This window comes from Escherichia sp. WS2035 (assembly GCF_046487065.1).
Lineage (GTDB): Bacteria > Pseudomonadota > Gammaproteobacteria > Enterobacterales > Enterobacteriaceae > Escherichia > Escherichia coli.
On the sequence record NZ_JBJQKD010000011.1, the window covers coordinates 54,506 to 71,208 of the forward strand.

Here is a 16,703-nt window from a genome sequence, read left to right on the forward strand (position 1 = left end):
GACTTATGAAACTAAAGACCACATTGTTCGGCAATGTATATCAGTTTAAGGATGTAAAAGAGGTGCTGGCTAAAGCCAACGAACTGCGTTCGGGGGATGTGCTGGCGGGCGTTGCTGCGGCAAGCTCACAGGAGCGCGTGGCGGCAAAGCAGGTGTTGTCGGAAATGACTGTAGCGGACATCCGCAATAATCCGGTGATTGCCTATGAAGATGACTGCGTGACGCGGCTGATTCAGGACGACGTTAACGAAACGGCCTACAACCAGATTAAAAACTGGAGCATCAGCGAACTGCGTGAGTATGTGCTGAGCGATGAAACCAGCGTGGATGACATTGCCTTTACCCGCAAAGGGCTGACCTCGGAAGTGGTGGCGGCGGTAGCGAAGATTTGCTCCAACGCGGACCTGATCTACGGCGCGAAGAAAATGCCGGTGATCAAAAAGGCCAATACCACCATCGGTATTCCGGGCACCTTCAGCGCCCGCTTGCAGCCGAACGATACCCGTGACGACGTGCAAAGTATCGCCGCGCAAATCTACGAAGGGCTTTCCTTCGGGGTGGGCGATGCGGTGATCGGCGTTAACCCGGTGACTGACGACGTGGAAAACTTAAGCCGCGTGTTGGATACCATCTATGGCGTGATCGACAAATTCAACATCCCAACTCAGGGCTGCGTACTGGCGCACGTCACTACCCAAATCGAAGCGATTCGTCGCGGCGCACCAGGCGGGCTGATTTTCCAGAGTATCTGCGGCAGCGAAAAAGGGCTGAAAGAGTTTGGCGTAGAGCTGGCGATGCTCGATGAAGCACGCGCAGTGGGCGCGGAGTTCAACCGTATCGCCGGGGAAAACTGCCTCTACTTCGAAACCGGACAAGGTTCGGCGCTGTCTGCTGGCGCGAACTTCGGCGCAGACCAGGTGACGATGGAAGCGCGTAACTATGGGCTGGCGCGTCATTACGATCCGTTTATCGTCAACACTGTGGTCGGCTTTATTGGGCCGGAGTATCTCTACAACGACCGCCAGATTATCCGCGCAGGCTTAGAAGATCACTTTATGGGCAAACTGAGCGGCATCTCTATGGGCTGTGACTGCTGCTACACCAACCACGCTGACGCTGACCAGAACCTCAACGAAAACCTGATGATCCTGCTCGCCACCGCAGGCTGCAACTACATCATGGGGATGCCGCTGGGCGATGACATCATGCTCAACTATCAGACCACCGCATTCCACGACACTGCCACTGTGCGTCAGTTACTGAATCTGCGCCCGTCACCGGAGTTTGAACGCTGGCTGGAAAGCATGGGCATTATGGCAAACGGTCGCCTGACCAAACGGGCGGGCGATCCGTCACTGTTCTTCTGATGACGCGGAGATAACACATCATGGATCAAAAACAGATTGAAGAAATTGTACGCAGCGTGATGGCGTCAATGGGACAAGCGGCCCCCGCGCCGTCAGAAGCAAAGTGCGCCACCACCACCTGTGCGGCACCGGTGACCTCGGAAAGCTGCGCGCTGGATTTAGGTTCTGCGGAAGCAAAAGCGTGGATTGGTGTTGAAAACCCGCATCACGCAGACGTATTAACAGAACTGCGTCGCAGCACCGTGGCCCGCGTTTGTACCGGTCGTGCCGGTCCGCGTCCGCGCACCCAGGCGTTGCTGCGTTTCCTGGCCGATCACTCTCGTTCGAAAGATACCGTTCTGAAAGAAGTACCGGAAGAGTGGGTGAAAGCGCAGGGCTTGCTGGAAGTCCGCTCCGAAATCAGCGACAAAAATCTCTACCTGACTCGCCCGGATATGGGCCGCCGCCTGTGTGCAGAAGCTGTTGAAGCGCTGAAAGCACAGTGTGTTGCTAATCCGGACGTGCAGGTCGTTATTTCTGATGGCCTGTCAACTGATGCGATCACCGTGAACTACGAAGAGATCCTGCCGCCGCTGATGGCGGGCCTGAAGCAAGCCGGGCTGAAAGTCGGTACGCCATTCTTTGTACGTTATGGTCGCGTGAAGATTGAAGATCAGATCGGTGAGATCCTCGGCGCGAAAGTAGTGATCCTGCTGGTGGGCGAACGTCCGGGGTTGGGGCAGTCAGAAAGCCTCTCCTGCTACGCCGTTTACTCGCCGCGTATGGCGACCACCGTTGAGGCTGACCGCACTTGTATCTCTAACATTCACCAGGGCGGCACGCCGCCGGTTGAAGCCGCAGCCGTCATTGTGGATTTGGCGAAACGTATGCTGGAGCAGAAAGCATCCGGCATCAACATGACCCGATAAGGAGGCATCATGCCAGCTTTAGATTTGATTCGACCGTCGGTAACCGCCATGCGGGTGATTGCCTCCGTTAACGCCGAATTTGCACGTGAACTGAAATTGCCGCCGCATATTCGTAGCCTCGGGCTGATTTCTGCTGATTCAGATGACGTCACCTACATTGCGGCTGACGAAGCGACCAAGCAGGCGATGGTCGAAGTGGTATATGGTCGCTCGCTGTATGCGGGCGCTGCACACGGCCCGTCACCGACTGCCGGTGAGGTGCTGATTATGCTTGGTGGACCAAACCCGGCGGAAGTGCGTGCTGGTCTGGATGCGATGGTTGCGAATATTGAAAATGGCGCTGCTTTCCAGTGGGCTAATGACGCAGAAAACACAGCCTTCCTGGCACATGTAGTTTCGCGTACCGGTTCTTATCTCTCATCAACCGCCGGGATCACGCTTGGCGATCCGATGGCGTATCTGGTGGCACCGCCGCTGGAAGCGACCTACGGCATTGATGCAGCGTTGAAATCTGCCGACGTGCAGCTGGTGACCTATGTCCCGCCACCGTCTGAAACCAACTACTCGGCAGCATTTTTAACCGGTAGCCAGGCCGCGTGTAAAGCAGCCTGTAACGCCTTTACCGATGCAGTGCTGGAAATCGCGCGTAATCCAATCCAGCGTGCGTAACGGAGGTTGCCGATGATCAATGCACTGGGATTGCTGGAAGTGGACGGCATGGTCGCCGCGATAGATGCAGCTGATGCCATGCTCAAAGCAGCTAACGTTCGTCTGCTCAGTCACGAAGTGCTTGACCCTGGTCGCCTAACGCTGGTGGTGGAAGGCGATCTGGCGGCGTGTCGTGCGGCGCTGGACGCAGGTTGTGCTGCCGCGATGCGTACCGGGCGTGTCATCAGCCGCAAGGAGATCGGTCGGCCAGACGATGACACCCAGTGGCTGGTTACTGGCTTTAACCGCCAGCCTAAGCAACCCGTAAAGGAACCCGACGCGCCAGTTATCGTCGCGGAATCTGCTGACGAGTTGTTGGCGCTGTTAACATCAGTACGTCAGGGAATGACGGCAGGAGAAGTGGCTGCCCACTTTGGCTGGCCGCTGGAAAAAGCCAGAAATGCGCTCGAACAGCTCTTTTCTGCCGGGACGTTACGTAAACGCAGTAGTCGTTACCGTCTCAAGCCCCATTAACCTGTCGGAGGTGCCGGGTGTCCTACAACACCCGGCATTAACATCATGAAAAAGACCCGTACAGCCAATTTGCACCATCTTTATCATGAACCCTTACCCGAAAACCTGAAGCTCACGCCGAAGGTCGAAGTGGATAATGTTCATCAACGACAGACAACGGACGTCTATGAACATGCTTTGACAATTACCGCCTGGCAGCAGATTTACGATCAGCTGCATCCGGGCAAGTTTCATGGTGAATTTACGGAAATTCTACTCGATGATATTCAGGTTTTTCGTGAATACACTGGTCTGGCGCTGCGTCAGTCGTGCCTGGTCTGGCCGAACTCGTTCTGGTTTGGCATTCCGGCGACGCGCGGTGAGCTGGGATTTATCGGTTCGCAATGTCTGGGAAGCGCAGAAATTGCGACGCGCCCGGGTGGAACCGAGTTTGAATTAAGTACGCCGGACGATTACACGATCCTTGGCGTAGTGCTTTCTGAAGATGTCATCACTCGTCAGGCTAACTTTTTGCATAATCCGGATCGGGTATTACATATGCTGCGTAGCCAGTCGGCGCTGGAAGTGAAAGAGCAGCATAAAGCCGCTCTGTGGGGCTTTGTCCAACAGGCGCTGGCGACGTTTTGCGAGAACCCGGAAAATCTCCATCAGCCTGCAGTGCGAAAAGTGCTGGGGGATAATTTGCTCATGGCGATGGGGGCGATGCTGGAAGAAGCGCAGCCGATGATGACGGCGGAAAGCATCAGCCATCAGAGTTACCGCCGATTGCTTTCCCGCGCCCGTGAATATGTGCTGGAAAACATGTCCGAACCGGTGACGGTGCTGGACTTGTGTAATCAACTGCATGTCAGCCGCCGCACGCTACAAAACGCATTTCACGCCATTTTGGGCATTGGTCCGAACGCGTGGCTGAAACGTATTCGCCTGAACGCCGTGCGCCGCGAACTCATAAGTCCGTGGTCACAAAGCACAACGGTAAAAGACGCCGCCATGCAGTGGGGATTCTGGCATCTTGGGCAATTTGCCACGGATTATCAGCAACTGTTTGCCGAGAAGCCGTCACTGACGCTGCATCAGCGGATGCGAGAGTGGGGGTGAGGGAGTTACACCCAATCTCTGACCTTAATAAACTCACTTAAAGCCGCTTCCGGGCTGCCGTCTTTTGGCTGATAATCATACTCCCAGCGTACCAGTGGCGGCATTGACATCAGGATCGACTCGGTGCGCCCGCCAGTTTGCAGGCCAAACAGCGTGCCGCGATCCCAGACCAGATTGAACTCGACATAACGACCGCGACGGTAGAGCTGAAAATTGCGCTCGCGCTCGCCGTAGGCCATCGCTTTCCGTCGCTCTACAATTGGTAAATAAGCGTCGGTGTAGCCTTTGCCTACCGCCTGCATAAAGGCAAAACAGTGGTCGAAATCTGGCGTGTTCAGATCATCAAAGAACAGCCCGCCAATGCCGCGCTGTTCGTTGCGATGTTTGAGGTAGAAGTATTCGTCGCACCATTTTTTGTAACGCGGATAAACGTCTTCGCCAAATGGCAGGCACAGGTCACGGGCGGTGCGGTGCCAGTGAATGGCGTCTTCTTCAAAACCATAGAAAGGGGTTAAATCGAAGCCGCCGCCAAACCACCAGACGGGCTCTGCACCCGGTTTTTCGGCAATAAAAAAGCGCACATTCGCGTGGCTGGTGGGAACATACGGATTATGCGGATGCACTACCAGTGAAACGCCCATCGCCTCGAAACTGCGCCCGGCAAGTTCCGGACGATGAGCGGTGGCGGAAGCAGGCATCGCCTCACCGTGAACATGTGAAAAGTTGACGCCCGCTTGTTCGAAAACACCACCATTACGCAACACCCGACTACGCCCACCGCCGCCAGCTTCACGTTGCCAGCTATCTTCGACAAACTCTGCGCCATCGACGGCGGTCAGTTGTTGACAAATTGTATCCTGAAGGTTGAGCAAGAACTGTTTAACCAGGTGTGCGTCGGGTTTCATCACTTACCGCTTTCTCGAGTGTGCTTTCTGGTTGTCAAACCAGTGGAAATAACTGATCACGCCTTCGGCAATCGCTGTGGCGATTTTCTGGCGAAACGCCGCCGTGCCTAACAGCCGCTCTTCTTCCGGGTTGGTGATAAACGAGGTTTCCACCAGCACCGACGGAACCGACGGCGATTTCAACACCACAAACGCGGCTTGTTCGGTGTTGCGGCTGTGCAGTTTATGCACCGGCTTAATCTTTTTCAGAATATGCGAGCCGAGCGTCAGGCTGTTTTTAATAGTATCGGTTTGCACCAGATCAAACAGCACTTGCTGCAATAGGTGATCCTTGTCAGTCGCTTTTTTACCGGCAACTTCATCGGCGCGGTTTTCGCGTTCAGACAGGTATTTTGCCATTGCGCTACTTGCCCCGCGGTTAGAGAGGGCAAATACCGAAGCACCGGCAGCTTTCGGGTTGGTAAAGCCGTCGGCATGAATTGACATAAACAGATCTGCGCCATGTTTATGGGCGATTTCAACGCGATCGTACAGTGGGATAAACGTATCGCCAGAACGCGTTAAACGCGCATCAATGCCATGATTACGCAATATGGAACGGACATTCTTGGCAATTGCCAGCACCACATGTTTTTCTTTCGAACCGTTGCGTCCGATCGCTCCGGTATCAATCCCGCCGTGGCCTGGATCGAGAACAACGACACGTCTGCCGCCGCTTTTTTTTGCTTTCGGCTTGCTGTGTCCGTTACTGGTTTTTAACGGTTCTTCTTTGGCGATGGCTTGCGACATTCCTGACAACGTCAGGGCAGCCAAACCGGCTTTCAGCACCTGGCGGCGCGAAGTGAGTGTTTTTAGTGGTTTAAAAGTGCTCATACGGCCTGAGTTGTAATAATAAAGTTCCAGATGTTATATCGTATCGCGTAATCCGTTACGACGGTTTGCTGTTGAGAATTGTTTTACTTTTCATTTCAATAGTTGACAACTCCCCATTATGCCACTTTTTCAACCGATTTTCGTCAGATATTGGCTAATTCGACCGTTCACGCCATAATCAGCCTTTTAACCCGCAAAAAGGTAACGAATACCATGGAGATACGCGTATTTCGCCAGGAAGATTTCGAAGAGGTCATCACCCTTTGGGAGCGTTGCGACTTGCTGAGTCCGTGGAACGATCCGGAAATGGACATCGAGCGTAAGATGAACCATGACGTCAGTTTGTTTCTGGTCGCTGAGGTGAACGGTGAAGTGGTCGGAACGGTGATGGGCGGTTATGACGGGCATCGCGGGTCTGCTTATTATCTTGGCGTGCATCCCGAGTTTCGTGGGCGTGGGATTGCTAATGCGTTGCTTAATCGGCTGGAGAAAAAGCTGATTGCTCGCGGCTGTCCGAAAATTCAGATCAACGTGCCGGAAGATAACGACATGGTGCTCGGAATGTATGAACGCCTGGGATATGAACACGCCGACGTGCTGAGTCTGGGTAAGCGTTTGATTGAAGATGAAGAGTACTGAGTTTCATCCTGTCCATTATGATGCGCACGGTCGCCTGCGTTTACCCTTGCTCTTCTGGCTTGTGCTATTGCTTCAGGCGCGAACCTGGGTGCTGTTTGTCATTGCCGGAGCGTCGCGCGAGCAGGGTACTGCGCTGCTAAATCTGTTTTATCCCGATCACGATAATTTCTGGCTGGGGTTGATTCCCGGTATTCCGGCGGTGCTGGCATTTTTGCTGAGTGGTCGGCGGGCTTCATTTCCCCGTATCTGGCATGTGCTCTATTTTCTGTTGCTGTTGGCGCAAGTGGTTTTACTTTGTTGGCAACCGTGGCTGTGGCTGAACGGTGAATCCGTTAGCGGTATCGGTCTGGCGCTGGTAGTGGCGGATATCGTGGCGTTAATCTGGCTGCTGACCAATCGACGTTTACGCGCTTGTTTTAATGAAGAAAAAGAATAACGGCACTTTTTGGTGAATTTGCACTCCAAGCAACGTTATTGAATAACCAAAGGAAGTGACATGAAATCGCTGCGTTTAATGTTATGCGCTATGCCGTTGATGCTGACCGGCTGTTCCACGATGTCGTCAGTTAACTGGTCGGCCGCTAACCCGTGGAACTGGTTTGGATCATCCACCAAAGTGAGCGAGCAGGGCGTGGGTGAATTAACGGCGTCCACACCACTGCAAGAACAAGCCATTGCTGATGCGCTTGATGGCGATTATCGCCTGCGCAGCGGAATGAAAACCGCGAACGGCAACGTGGTGCGCTTTTTTGAAGTGATGAAAGGCAACAACGTGGCGATGGTGATTAACGGCGATCAAGGCACGATCAGCCGCATTGATGTGCTGGATAGCGATATTCCTGCTGACACCGGTGTTAAAATCGGTACACCGTTTAGTGACCTTTACAGCAAAGCATTTGGCAATTGCCAAAAGGCCGACAGTGATGATAATCGTGCCGTCGAATGTAAAGCCGAAGGCAGTCAACATATTAGCTACCAGTTCAGCGGGGAATGGAGTGGTCCTGAAGGGTTAATGCCTTCGGACGATACCCTGAAAAACTGGAAAGTCAGTAAAATTATCTGGCGGCGTTAATTTGCGTCTGAACAAACCGCCGCCGCGAAAAAACACGTAAAATAGCGCCCAACAATGCCACGGATTGCGTGGCATTATTATTTTCAGGAGGAACAATGTCTCAGGTTCAGAGTGGCATTTTGCCAGAACATTGCCGCGCGGCGATTTGGATCGAAGCCAACGTGAAAGGGGAAGTTGACGCCCTGCGTGCGGCCAGTAAAACATTTGCCGACAAACTGGCAACTTTTGAAGCGAAATTCCCGGACGCGCATCTTGGTGCGGTGGTTGCCTTTGGTAACAATACCTGGCGCGCTCTGAGCGGCGGCGTTGGGGCCGAAGAGCTGAAAGATTTTCCGGGCTACGGTAAAGGTCTTGCACCGACGACCCAGTTCGATGTGTTGATCCACATTCTTTCTCTGCGTCACGACGTGAACTTCTCTGTCGCTCAGGCGGCGATGGAAGCCTTTGGTGACTGCATTGAAGTGAAAGAAGAGATCCATGGCTTCCGTTGGGTTGAAGAGCGTGACCTGAGCGGCTTTGTTGACGGTACAGAAAACCCGGCGGGTGAAGAGACGCGCCGCGAAGTGGCTGTTATCAAAGACGGCGTGGATGCGGGCGGCAGCTATGTGTTTGTGCAGCGTTGGGAGCACAACCTGAAGCAGCTCAATCGGATGAGCGTTCACGATCAAGAGATGATGATTGGGCGCACCAAAGAGGCCAACGAAGAGATTGACGGCGACGAACGTCCGGAAACCTCTCACCTGACCCGCGTTGATCTGAAAGAAGATGGCAAAGGGCTGAAGATTGTTCGTCAGAGCCTGCCGTACGGCACCGCCAGTGGCACTCACGGTCTGTACTTCTGCGCCTACTGCGCGCGTCTGCATAACATTGAGCAGCAACTGCTGAGCATGTTTGGCGATACCGATGGTAAGCGTGATGCGATGTTGCGTTTCACCAAACCGGTCACTGGCGGCTATTACTTCGCACCGTCGCTGGACAAGCTGATGGCGCTGTAAGCGTTTCTGATTCATTGATTAAAGGCCAGCCAGTAACACAACTGACTGGCCTTTTTATTACTGCTTTGACGCCGCATACACTTGATCAACTACTTTCTGCCAAAACAGGGTATTTTGCGGCGCTGACGCTACAGCTAATAGCCAGCAGAGAAAGATAGAGCATTGTCCGTTTCATAATCAGTCCAGATTGACGTTACGGCAGCCAAAGAGTGTGGTGAAAATAAACCCACTAACCCATGCCACCAGAATACCGCCAGCGTAAACCGCCATTGCCGGAAGGATGCCTTGTGCGGAAGTCATCAGCGGCAGCGCCACCAGACCAGACGGCCCGAAGGCGCTGTTTAAGCCCATCGGCAGACCCCACCAGGCTATCAGGCCGATAAACAAACCGCCCGCCGCGCCGCCTAAACAGGCGGTAACAAACGGTTTCATGCGGGGCAGGGTGACACCGTAAATCAGCGGTTCGCCAACGCCAAGCAGACCGGGAATAATCGCCCCGCGGACCTGACTGCGTAATGCACTGTGCGGTTGCGCCCGCCAGTAGAGCGCCAGCGCCGCGCCCACCTGGCCTGCGCCTGCCATTGAAAGGATGGGAAATAAGCTGTTGAATCCCTGGCTGTCCATTAACGCCAGATAAACAGGAATAAAGCCCTGATGCACGCCAAATACCACGGCGATCAGGAACAGCCCGGCTAAAACCGCACAACCGAGCGGATTACTGTTCAGGTGCATAAACAGCCATGACATACCTTCAAACAGCCAGCCGCCCAGCGGCATAATGATCAGGTACGCAAGCGTAGCGGTGATCAGCAGGGTGATTAATGAGGTCAACAGCATGTCGAGGTCGTCCGGCATAAAGCGGCGCACCATGCATTCGATGCGGGCGCAGGCCCATGCGGCAATCAACACGCCGATAATATTGCCGCGCGGATCGATAGGCAGACCAAAGAAATCGTGAAATCCGGCGTAGTAACCCGTGGTTGCAGCGGGGTTATAACCGAGCAAAAAGAGCGCAGCGATAATTGCGCCATTTACGCCCGTGCCACCAAATGCCTGGGCCGCGTTATAGCCCACCAGAATTACCAGGAAGGTGAACAGGCCTTTGCTGAACACCTTCATAAAATTCAGCGCATCGGGTAGCGTGCCCTGAGCATCTGCCGGAACGTGCATCACCGTGGCAATTAACGTCGCTATCCCCAGCAGCAGACCGGCGGCAATAAAACCGGGGATCAGCGGCGTGAAGATGGTGGCGAATTTGGCGAGAAATTGTTGCACGCCGGAAGTTTGTCTGGCTTTTAACTGGCGTTTATTCTGGGCGGCGATTTCTGCGGCATCCTGTACCGGTGCCTCGCCCAGCAGCTCGCTCATGGCTTTTGCGGCACGATGCGCTTTGCCTGGCCCAAAAACCACCTGCACCTGATCGCTGGTCAAAATGACCCCCTTCACGCCTTCCAGCGTTTTGATATTGGGATCAACCAGTGAACTGTCATGTACACCCAGACGCAGGCGCGTCATACAGTTACCACAACTGGCGATATTTCCCGGTCCGCCGACCCGGGTAAGAATGGTGTTTAGAAGTTCACTGCTGATCTCTTTAGCCATGGGTTATTCCTTTTCCAGAGCCTTGCGAATAAAACCGCCGTGTTGATCCAGGCATTTTTTAGCTTCAGCGGCATCGAGATTTTTCAGTACCATCACTATGGCCGTTTTACAGTTGCGCTCGCAAGCAATTAACGCCGCTTCCGCTTGTTCGGCATTACATCCGGTAGCGTTTTTGACGATATTGACCTGGCGCACATGCAGTTTTTCGTTGGTGGCGACCACATCGACCATCAGGTTGCCGAACACTTTGCCGGATTTAATCATCAGCCCGGTAGAGAGCATGTTGAGCACCAGTTTCTGCGCCGTGCCTGCTTTCATTCGCGAAGAACCGGTAACAACTTCGGCACCAACTACCGGCGTAATAGCAAACTCTGCGGTGGATGAAACGGCACTCCCCGGATTACAGGAAATGCCCACTGTACGGCAGCCGAGTTGGCGCGCGTATTCCAGCCCGGCAATCACATACGGCGTGCGTCCGCTGGCCGCAATACCAACCACCACATCCTGCGCGGTTAAGCCGATATTTTTCAGATCATTAACACCACCTTCCCGGCTATCTTCTGCGCCTTCCACCGCGTGCTGAATGGCATATTCGCCGCCAGCAATCAAACCAACTACCAGGCCCGGTTTCACGCCGTAGGTCGGCGGACATTCGCTGGCATCCAGAATCCCCAGACGACCGGATGTTCCCGCACCGAGATAAATCAGACGGCCGCCGCCGCTTACCTGGGTGTGGATAACATCGATCGCCGCGGCGATATCCGGCAGTACGCGCTCAACGGCGAGTGGTACGGTTTTATCTTCATCGTTGATAATCCGGCACATTTCCAGCGTTGATACGCGGTCAATTTCAGCCGAGGCGGCGTTCGAGCCTTCGGTAATCATCTTTTCAAGTTGCATCGGTGGTGACCTTAATATTTGCGATCAAATAATTGCAGATAAATGGGATCATATATCCCGATTTGATAGACACAAAGGAATCATTAAGTCCGAATATTACTCATGTGATGTCACTGAAAATGATTGCGCGCTGACGTAACGCTTGAGGTGCTGCATAAAGCAGCGACTAAATTGAGATTTTCCTGAATTAGTGAGCTGATCCGCAGCAATATTTTGTTTATCCTGTATTTTCAGAGGGAATGGAGTGTAACGCTCTGTATTAACAAGGAGAGCATTAAAATGGGTAAACTCACGGGCAAGACAGCACTGATTACGGGCGCATTGCAGGGAATTGGCGAAGGAATTGCCAGAACTTTTGCACGTCATGGCGCAAACCTAATCTTGCTGGATATCTCCCCTGAGATCGAAAAGCTGGCGGACGAACTGTGTGGTCGTGGTCATCGCTGTACGGCGGTTGTCGCCGATGTGCGTGACCCGGCGTCGGTAGCCGCAGCTATTAAGCGCGCTAAGGAAAAAGAAGGACGCATTGATATTCTGGTGAATAACGCAGGCGTTTGTCGTCTGGGCAGCTTCCTCGATATGAGCGATGAAGATCGCGATTTCCATATTGATATCAATATAAAAGGCGTATGGAACGTCACGAAGGCGGTGCTGCCGGAGATGATTGCCCGCAAAGATGGCCGCATTGTGATGATGTCTTCAGTCACTGGCGATATGGTGGCAGACCCGGGCGAAACGGCGTACGCCTTAACGAAAGCGGCGATTGTTGGCCTGACTAAATCGCTGGCGGTGGAGTACGCGCAGTCTGGTATTCGCGTTAACGCCATCTGCCCTGGATACGTTCGCACGCCAATGGCGGAAAGCATTGCCCGCCAGTCGAACCCGGAAGATCCAGAATCGGTGCTGACTGAAATGGCGAAAGCAATCCCGATGCGTCGCCTCGCCGATCCGCTGGAAGTCGGCGAACTGGCGGCCTTCCTCGCATCGGATGAATCCAGCTATTTAACAGGTACACAGAATGTGATTGATGGCGGCAGCACACTGCCGGAGACGGTTAGCGTCGGCATCTGATTCACCTCTGTTTCCTCCCTGCATTTGTGGGGAGGATTTCGTCTTATTCCCTTTTCAACTTCCAAATCACCAAACGGTATATAAAACCGTTACTCCTTTCACGTCCGTTATAAATATGATGGCTATTAGAAAGTCATTAAATTTATAAGGGTGCGCAATGGCCGTTAACTTACTGAAAAAGAACTCACTCGTGCTGGTCGCTTCTCTGCTGCTGGCGGGCCATGTACAGGCAACGGAACTGCTGAACAGTTCTTATGACGTCTCGCGCGAGCTGTTTGCCGCCCTGAACCCGCCGTTTGAACAGCAATGGGCCAAAGATAACGGCGGCGACAAACTGACGATAAAACAATCTCATGCCGGGTCATCAAAACAGGCGCTGGCGATTTTGCAGGGCTTAAAAGCCGACGTTGTCACTTATAACCAGGTGACAGACGTGCAGATCCTGCACGACAAAGGCAAGCTTATTCCGGCTGACTGGCAGTCGCGTCTGCCAAACAACAGCTCGCCGTTCTACTCCACCATGGGCTTCCTGGTGCGTAAGGGTAACCCGAAGAATATCCACGACTGGAACGATCTGGTGCGCTCCGACGTGAAGCTGATTTTTCCGAACCCGAAAACCTCCGGTAACGCGCGTTACACCTATTTAGCCGCGTGGGGTGCAGCGGATAAAGCCGACGGTGGCGATAAAGCCAAAACCGAACAGTTTATGACCCAGTTCCTGAAAAACGTTGAAGTGTTCGATACTGGCGGTCGTGGCGCGACCACCACTTTTGCCGAGCGCGGCCTGGGCGATGTGCTGATCAGCTTCGAGTCGGAAGTGAACAACATCCGTAAACAGTATGAAGCGCAGGGCTTTGAAGTGGTGATTCCGAAAACCAACATTCTGGCGGAATTCCCGGTGGCGTGGGTGGATAAAAACGTACAGGCCAACGGCACGGAAAAAGCGGCAAAAGCCTACCTGAACTGGCTCTACAGCCCGCAGGCGCAAACCATCATCACCGACTATTACTACCGCGTAAATAACCCGGAAGTCATGGGCAAACTGAAAGATAAATTCCCGCAGACCGAGCTGTTCCGCGTGGAAGATAAATTTGGCTCCTGGCCGGAAGTGATGAAAACCCACTTCACCAGCGGCGGCGAGTTAGACAAGCTGTTAGCGGCGGGGCGTAAGTAATGTTTGCAGTTTCTTCAAGACGCGTGCTGCCGGGCTTTACCTTAAGCCTCGGCACCAGTCTGCTGTTTGTGTGCCTGATTTTGCTGCTGCCGCTCTCCGCGCTGGTGATGCAACTGGCCCAGATGAGCTGGGCGCAGTACTGGGAGGTGATCACCAACCCGCAGGTGGTCGCAGCCTATAAAGTGACGCTGCTGTCGGCGTTTGTGGCATCGATTTTTAACGGCGTTTTCGGTCTGCTGATGGCGTGGATCTTAACCCGCTATCGCTTTCCGGGTCGCACGCTGCTTGATGCGCTGATGGATTTACCCTTTGCGCTGCCAACGGCAGTCGCCGGTTTAACGCTGGCCTCGCTCTTTTCCGTGAACGGTTTTTACGGTGAATGGCTGGCGAAGTTTGATATCAAAGTCACCTATACCTGGCTGGGGATTGCGGTGGCGATGGCCTTTACCAGCATTCCGTTTGTGGTGCGCACCGTGCAGCCGGTGCTGGAAGAGTTAGGCCCGGAATATGAAGAGGCGGCAGAAACGCTCGGCGCAACACGCTGGCAGAGTTTTCGCAAAGTGGTGCTGCCGGAACTATCTCCGGCACTGGTGGCGGGTGTGGCGCTGTCGTTTACCCGCAGCCTCGGTGAGTTTGGCGCGGTGATTTTTATCGCCGGGAATATCGCCTGGAAAACAGAAGTGACGTCGCTGATGATCTTTGTTCGCTTACAGGAGTTTGATTACCCGGCGGCGAGCGCGATTGCCTCGGTGATCCTCGCGGCATCGCTGCTGTTGCTGTTCTCAATTAACACTCTGCAAAGTCGCTTTGGTCGGCGTGTGGTAGGTCATTAATGGCGGAAGTGACACAATTGAAGCGTTATGACGCGCGCCCGATTAACTGGGGCAAATGGTTTCTGATTGGCATCGGGATGCTGGTATCGGCGTTCATCCTGCTGGTGCCGATGATTTATATCTTCGTACAGGCGTTCAGCAAAGGACTGATGCCGGTGTTACAAAATCTGGCCGATCCGGACATGCTGCACGCCATCTGGCTGACGGTGATGATCGCGCTGATTGCCGTACCGGTAAACCTGGTGTTCGGCATTCTGCTGGCCTGGCTGGTGACGCGCTTTAACTTCCCCGGACGCCAGCTATTGCTGACGCTGCTGGACATTCCGTTTGCCGTGTCGCCGGTGGTTGCTGGTCTGGTGTATCTGCTGTTCTACGGCTCTAACGGCCCGCTGGGCGGCTGGCTGGATGAACATAATCTGCAAATTATGTTCTCCTGGCCGGGTATGGTGCTGGTCACCATCTTCGTGACGTGTCCGTTTGTGGTGCGCGAACTGGTACCGGTAATGTTAAGTCAGGGCAGCCAGGAAGACGAAGCGGCGATTTTACTTGGCGCGTCCGGCTGGCAGATGTTCCGTCGCGTCACGCTGCCGAACATCCGCTGGGCGCTGCTTTACGGCGTGGTGCTGACCAACGCCCGCGCGATTGGCGAGTTTGGCGCGGTATCGGTGGTTTCCGGCTCGATTCGTGGCGAAACCCTGTCGCTGCCGTTACAGATTGAATTGCTGGAGCAGGACTACAACACCGTCGGCTCCTTTACCGCCGCCGCGTTGTTGACGCTGATGGCGATTATCACCCTGTTTTTAAAGAGTATGTTGCAGTGGCGCCTGGAAAATCAGGAAAAACGCGCGCAGCAGGAGGAACATCATGAGCATTGAGATTGCCAATATTAAGAAGTCTTTTGGTCGCACCCAGGTGCTGAACGATATCTCACTGGATATTCCTTCTGGTCAGATGGTCGCGTTGCTTGGGCCGTCCGGTTCCGGAAAAACTACGCTGCTGCGCATTATCGCCGGGCTGGAGCATCAAACCAGTGGGCATATTCGCTTTCACGGTACCGACGTGAGCCGTCTGCACGCGCGGGACCGTAAAGTCGGTTTCGTGTTCCAGCATTACGCGCTGTTTCGCCATATGACGGTGTTTGACAATATCGCTTTTGGCCTGACGGTGTTGCCACGGCGTGAACGCCCGAATGCGGCGGCGATCAAAGCGAAAGTGACAAAATTGCTGGAGATGGTGCAGCTTGCTCATCTGGCGGATCGTTATCCGGCGCAGCTTTCCGGCGGTCAGAAACAGCGTGTGGCGCTTGCACGCGCGCTGGCTGTGGAACCGCAAATTTTGCTGCTTGATGAACCGTTTGGCGCGCTGGATGCGCAGGTGCGTAAAGAGCTGCGTCGCTGGCTGCGTCAACTGCATGAAGAACTGAAATTCACCAGCGTGTTCGTGACCCACGACCAGGAAGAGGCGACCGAAGTAGCTGATCGTGTAGTGGTGATGAGTCAGGGCAATATTGAACAAGCTGACGCACCGGATCAGGTATGGCGTGAACCGGCGACTCGTTTTGTGCTGGAGTTTATGGGCGAGGTAAACCGCCTGCAGGGAACCATTCGCGGCGGGCAGTTCCACGTTGGCGCACATCGCTGGCCGCTGGGATACACCCCCGCGTATCAGGGGCCGGTGGATCTCTTCCTGCGCCCGTGGGAAGTGGATATCAGCCGCCGTACCAGCCTCGATTCGCCGCTACCCGTACAGGTACTGGAAGCCAGCCCGAAAGGTCACTACACCCAATTAGTGGTGCAGCCGCTGGGGTGGTACAACGAACCGCTGACGGTCGTGATGCATGGCGACGATGCCCCGCAGCGTGGCGATCGTTTATACGTTGGTCTGCAACATGCGCGGCTGTATAACGGCGATGAGCGTATTGAAACCCGCGATGAGGAACTTGCTCTCGCACAAAGCGCCTGATAGGTTGAGTGAATGTTAAACGCCCGGAGGCGCTTCCCGCGATCCGGGTTTTTTAATGGCAAGGTTTTGTAACCTGTAGGTCTGATAAGACGCGTAAGCGTCGCATCAGGCAACACCACGTA

General features: G+C 54.1%; 18 protein-coding genes and 1 pseudogene. 14 read left to right on the plus strand and 5 right to left on the minus strand.

Translation table 11 applies throughout. The annotated features are described in order from the left end of the window. Positions 1–5: 5 nt before the first annotated feature. The 5 genes from eutB to eutR are packed head-to-tail and all read left to right on the plus strand — an operon-like array spanning position 6 to position 4,555. The gene (gene eutB / locus ACJHX4_RS17915) at positions 6–1,367 is read left to right on the plus strand and encodes an ethanolamine ammonia-lyase subunit alpha (RefSeq protein WP_000769961.1); all 1,362 of its coding nucleotides are present in this window, start codon (positions 6–8) and stop codon (positions 1,365–1,367) included. A gap of 20 nt (positions 1,368–1,387) precedes the next feature. Next, positions 1,388–2,275, plus strand: a complete 888-nt coding sequence (eutC, locus tag ACJHX4_RS17920; RefSeq protein WP_000372320.1) for an ethanolamine ammonia-lyase subunit beta — start codon at positions 1,388–1,390, stop codon at positions 2,273–2,275. A 9-nt stretch (positions 2,276–2,284) separates the two neighbouring features. After that, complete coding sequence (gene eutL, locus ACJHX4_RS17925) at positions 2,285–2,944, plus strand: ethanolamine utilization microcompartment protein EutL (RefSeq protein ID WP_001111047.1); 660 nt, start codon at positions 2,285–2,287, stop codon at positions 2,942–2,944. Between the two features lie 12 nt (positions 2,945–2,956). After that, entirely contained in the window at positions 2,957–3,457 is a 501-nt protein-coding gene (eutK, locus tag ACJHX4_RS17930) for an ethanolamine utilization microcompartment protein EutK (protein WP_001295463.1), read from the plus strand. Between the two features lie 45 nt (positions 3,458–3,502). Beyond that, positions 3,503–4,555: an HTH-type transcriptional regulator EutR gene (eutR, locus tag ACJHX4_RS17935; protein WP_000753680.1), complete on the plus strand. Its 1,053-nt coding sequence runs from the start codon at positions 3,503–3,505 to the stop codon at positions 4,553–4,555. Positions 4,556–4,560: 5 nt separating this feature from the next. On the opposite strand, the gene hemF is transcribed toward eutR, so the two are convergent. Together hemF and amiA are read right to left on the minus strand one after the other, a co-directional pair. Next, complete coding sequence (hemF, locus tag ACJHX4_RS17940; RefSeq protein ID WP_001296282.1) at positions 4,561–5,460, minus strand: oxygen-dependent coproporphyrinogen oxidase; 900 nt, start codon at positions 5,458–5,460, stop codon at positions 4,561–4,563. A gap of 3 nt (positions 5,461–5,463) precedes the next feature. Continuing rightward, the gene (gene amiA, locus ACJHX4_RS17945) at positions 5,464–6,333 is read right to left on the minus strand and encodes an N-acetylmuramoyl-L-alanine amidase AmiA (protein ID WP_000102910.1); all 870 of its coding nucleotides are present in this window, start codon (positions 6,331–6,333) and stop codon (positions 5,464–5,466) included. Positions 6,334–6,546: 213 nt separating this feature from the next. On the opposite strand from amiA, the gene ACJHX4_RS17950 reads away from it, so the two are divergent. The 4 genes from ACJHX4_RS17950 to yfeX all read left to right on the plus strand — a co-directional run bounded on the left by ACJHX4_RS17950 (position 6,547) and on the right by yfeX (position 9,039). Beyond that, a complete protein-coding gene (locus tag ACJHX4_RS17950) occupies positions 6,547–6,972 on the plus strand; it encodes a GNAT family acetyltransferase (RefSeq protein ID WP_000406012.1) in 426 nt (141 codons plus the stop codon). Next, positions 6,959–7,408 (plus strand): DUF2919 domain-containing protein, encoded by a 450-nt coding sequence (locus ACJHX4_RS17955; protein ID WP_001296281.1) that lies wholly within the window; start codon positions 6,959–6,961, stop codon positions 7,406–7,408. Before ACJHX4_RS17950 ends, ACJHX4_RS17955 begins: the two co-directional genes overlap by 14 nt. A gap of 60 nt (positions 7,409–7,468) precedes the next feature. Beyond that, a complete protein-coding gene (locus ACJHX4_RS17960) occupies positions 7,469–8,044 on the plus strand; it encodes an RpoE-regulated lipoprotein (protein ID WP_000838953.1) in 576 nt (191 codons plus the stop codon). A 95-nt stretch (positions 8,045–8,139) separates the two neighbouring features. Continuing rightward, on the plus strand, positions 8,140–9,039 hold the full coding sequence (gene yfeX / locus ACJHX4_RS17965) for a porphyrinogen peroxidase (protein ID WP_000084590.1): 900 nt from the start codon (positions 8,140–8,142) through the stop codon (positions 9,037–9,039). A gap of 88 nt (positions 9,040–9,127) precedes the next feature. Here yfeX and ACJHX4_RS17970 read toward each other — a convergent pair. The 3 genes and pseudogenes from ACJHX4_RS17970 to murQ form a co-directional block, all read right to left on the minus strand. After that, positions 9,128–9,214: pseudogene (locus ACJHX4_RS17970) on the minus strand (hypothetical protein); the annotation flags it as partial. A gap of 2 nt (positions 9,215–9,216) precedes the next feature. After that, complete coding sequence (gene murP / locus ACJHX4_RS17975) at positions 9,217–10,641, minus strand: PTS N-acetylmuramic acid transporter subunit IIBC (RefSeq protein ID WP_001040496.1); 1,425 nt, start codon at positions 10,639–10,641, stop codon at positions 9,217–9,219. 3 nt (positions 10,642–10,644) lie between these two features. Continuing rightward, positions 10,645–11,541 carry an N-acetylmuramic acid 6-phosphate etherase gene (gene murQ, locus ACJHX4_RS17980; RefSeq protein ID WP_001175628.1) on the minus strand — a complete coding sequence of 299 codons (897 nt, stop codon included), beginning with the start codon at positions 11,539–11,541 and terminating at the stop codon, positions 10,645–10,647. A gap of 279 nt (positions 11,542–11,820) precedes the next feature. Between murQ and ucpA the strand changes: the two genes are divergently transcribed. From ucpA to cysA, 5 genes are all read left to right on the plus strand, one after another. Then, entirely contained in the window at positions 11,821–12,612 is a 792-nt protein-coding gene (gene ucpA / locus ACJHX4_RS17985; RefSeq protein ID WP_000517443.1) for an SDR family oxidoreductase UcpA, read from the plus strand. A gap of 157 nt (positions 12,613–12,769) precedes the next feature. After that, positions 12,770–13,786, plus strand: coding sequence for a thiosulfate/sulfate ABC transporter substrate-binding protein CysP (gene cysP, locus ACJHX4_RS17990; protein ID WP_000290263.1), 1,017 nt, complete (start codon positions 12,770–12,772; stop codon positions 13,784–13,786). After that, complete coding sequence (gene cysT, locus ACJHX4_RS17995; RefSeq protein ID WP_000458408.1) at positions 13,786–14,619, plus strand: sulfate/thiosulfate ABC transporter permease CysT; 834 nt, start codon at positions 13,786–13,788, stop codon at positions 14,617–14,619. Before cysP ends, cysT begins: the two co-directional genes overlap by 1 nt. After that, on the plus strand, positions 14,619–15,494 hold the full coding sequence (gene cysW, locus ACJHX4_RS18000; RefSeq protein WP_000852686.1) for a sulfate/thiosulfate ABC transporter permease CysW: 876 nt from the start codon (positions 14,619–14,621) through the stop codon (positions 15,492–15,494). Before cysT ends, cysW begins: the two co-directional genes overlap by 1 nt. Continuing rightward, positions 15,484–16,581, plus strand: coding sequence for a sulfate/thiosulfate ABC transporter ATP-binding protein CysA (cysA, locus tag ACJHX4_RS18005; protein WP_000021034.1), 1,098 nt, complete (start codon positions 15,484–15,486; stop codon positions 16,579–16,581). Before cysW ends, cysA begins: the two co-directional genes overlap by 11 nt. Positions 16,582–16,703: the final 122 nt, after the last annotated feature.

Coding starts and splice junctions, on each gene's coding strand:
- ACJHX4_RS17955 (WP_001296281.1), top strand. CDS start 6,959: ATGAAGAGTACTGAGTTTCATCCTGTCCATTATGATGCGCACGGTCGC.
- amiA (WP_000102910.1), bottom strand. CDS start 6,333: ATGAGCACTTTTAAACCACTAAAAACACTCACTTCGCGCCGCCAGGTG.
- eutB (WP_000769961.1), top strand. CDS start 6: ATGAAACTAAAGACCACATTGTTCGGCAATGTATATCAGTTTAAGGAT.
- eutC (WP_000372320.1), top strand. CDS start 1,388: ATGGATCAAAAACAGATTGAAGAAATTGTACGCAGCGTGATGGCGTCA.
- cysA (WP_000021034.1), top strand. CDS start 15,484: ATGAGCATTGAGATTGCCAATATTAAGAAGTCTTTTGGTCGCACCCAG.
- eutK (WP_001295463.1), top strand. CDS start 2,957: ATGATCAATGCACTGGGATTGCTGGAAGTGGACGGCATGGTCGCCGCG.
- murQ (WP_001175628.1), bottom strand. CDS start 11,541: ATGCAACTTGAAAAGATGATTACCGAAGGCTCGAACGCCGCCTCGGCT.
- ucpA (WP_000517443.1), top strand. CDS start 11,821: ATGGGTAAACTCACGGGCAAGACAGCACTGATTACGGGCGCATTGCAG.
- yfeX (WP_000084590.1), top strand. CDS start 8,140: ATGTCTCAGGTTCAGAGTGGCATTTTGCCAGAACATTGCCGCGCGGCG.
- eutL (WP_001111047.1), top strand. CDS start 2,285: ATGCCAGCTTTAGATTTGATTCGACCGTCGGTAACCGCCATGCGGGTG.
- cysP (WP_000290263.1), top strand. CDS start 12,770: ATGGCCGTTAACTTACTGAAAAAGAACTCACTCGTGCTGGTCGCTTCT.
- murP (WP_001040496.1), bottom strand. CDS start 10,641: ATGGCTAAAGAGATCAGCAGTGAACTTCTAAACACCATTCTTACCCGG.
- ACJHX4_RS17950 (WP_000406012.1), top strand. CDS start 6,547: ATGGAGATACGCGTATTTCGCCAGGAAGATTTCGAAGAGGTCATCACC.
- hemF (WP_001296282.1), bottom strand. CDS start 5,460: ATGAAACCCGACGCACACCTGGTTAAACAGTTCTTGCTCAACCTTCAG.
- cysW (WP_000852686.1), top strand. CDS start 14,619: ATGGCGGAAGTGACACAATTGAAGCGTTATGACGCGCGCCCGATTAAC.
- eutR (WP_000753680.1), top strand. CDS start 3,503: ATGAAAAAGACCCGTACAGCCAATTTGCACCATCTTTATCATGAACCC.
- cysT (WP_000458408.1), top strand. CDS start 13,786: ATGTTTGCAGTTTCTTCAAGACGCGTGCTGCCGGGCTTTACCTTAAGC.
- ACJHX4_RS17960 (WP_000838953.1), top strand. CDS start 7,469: ATGAAATCGCTGCGTTTAATGTTATGCGCTATGCCGTTGATGCTGACC.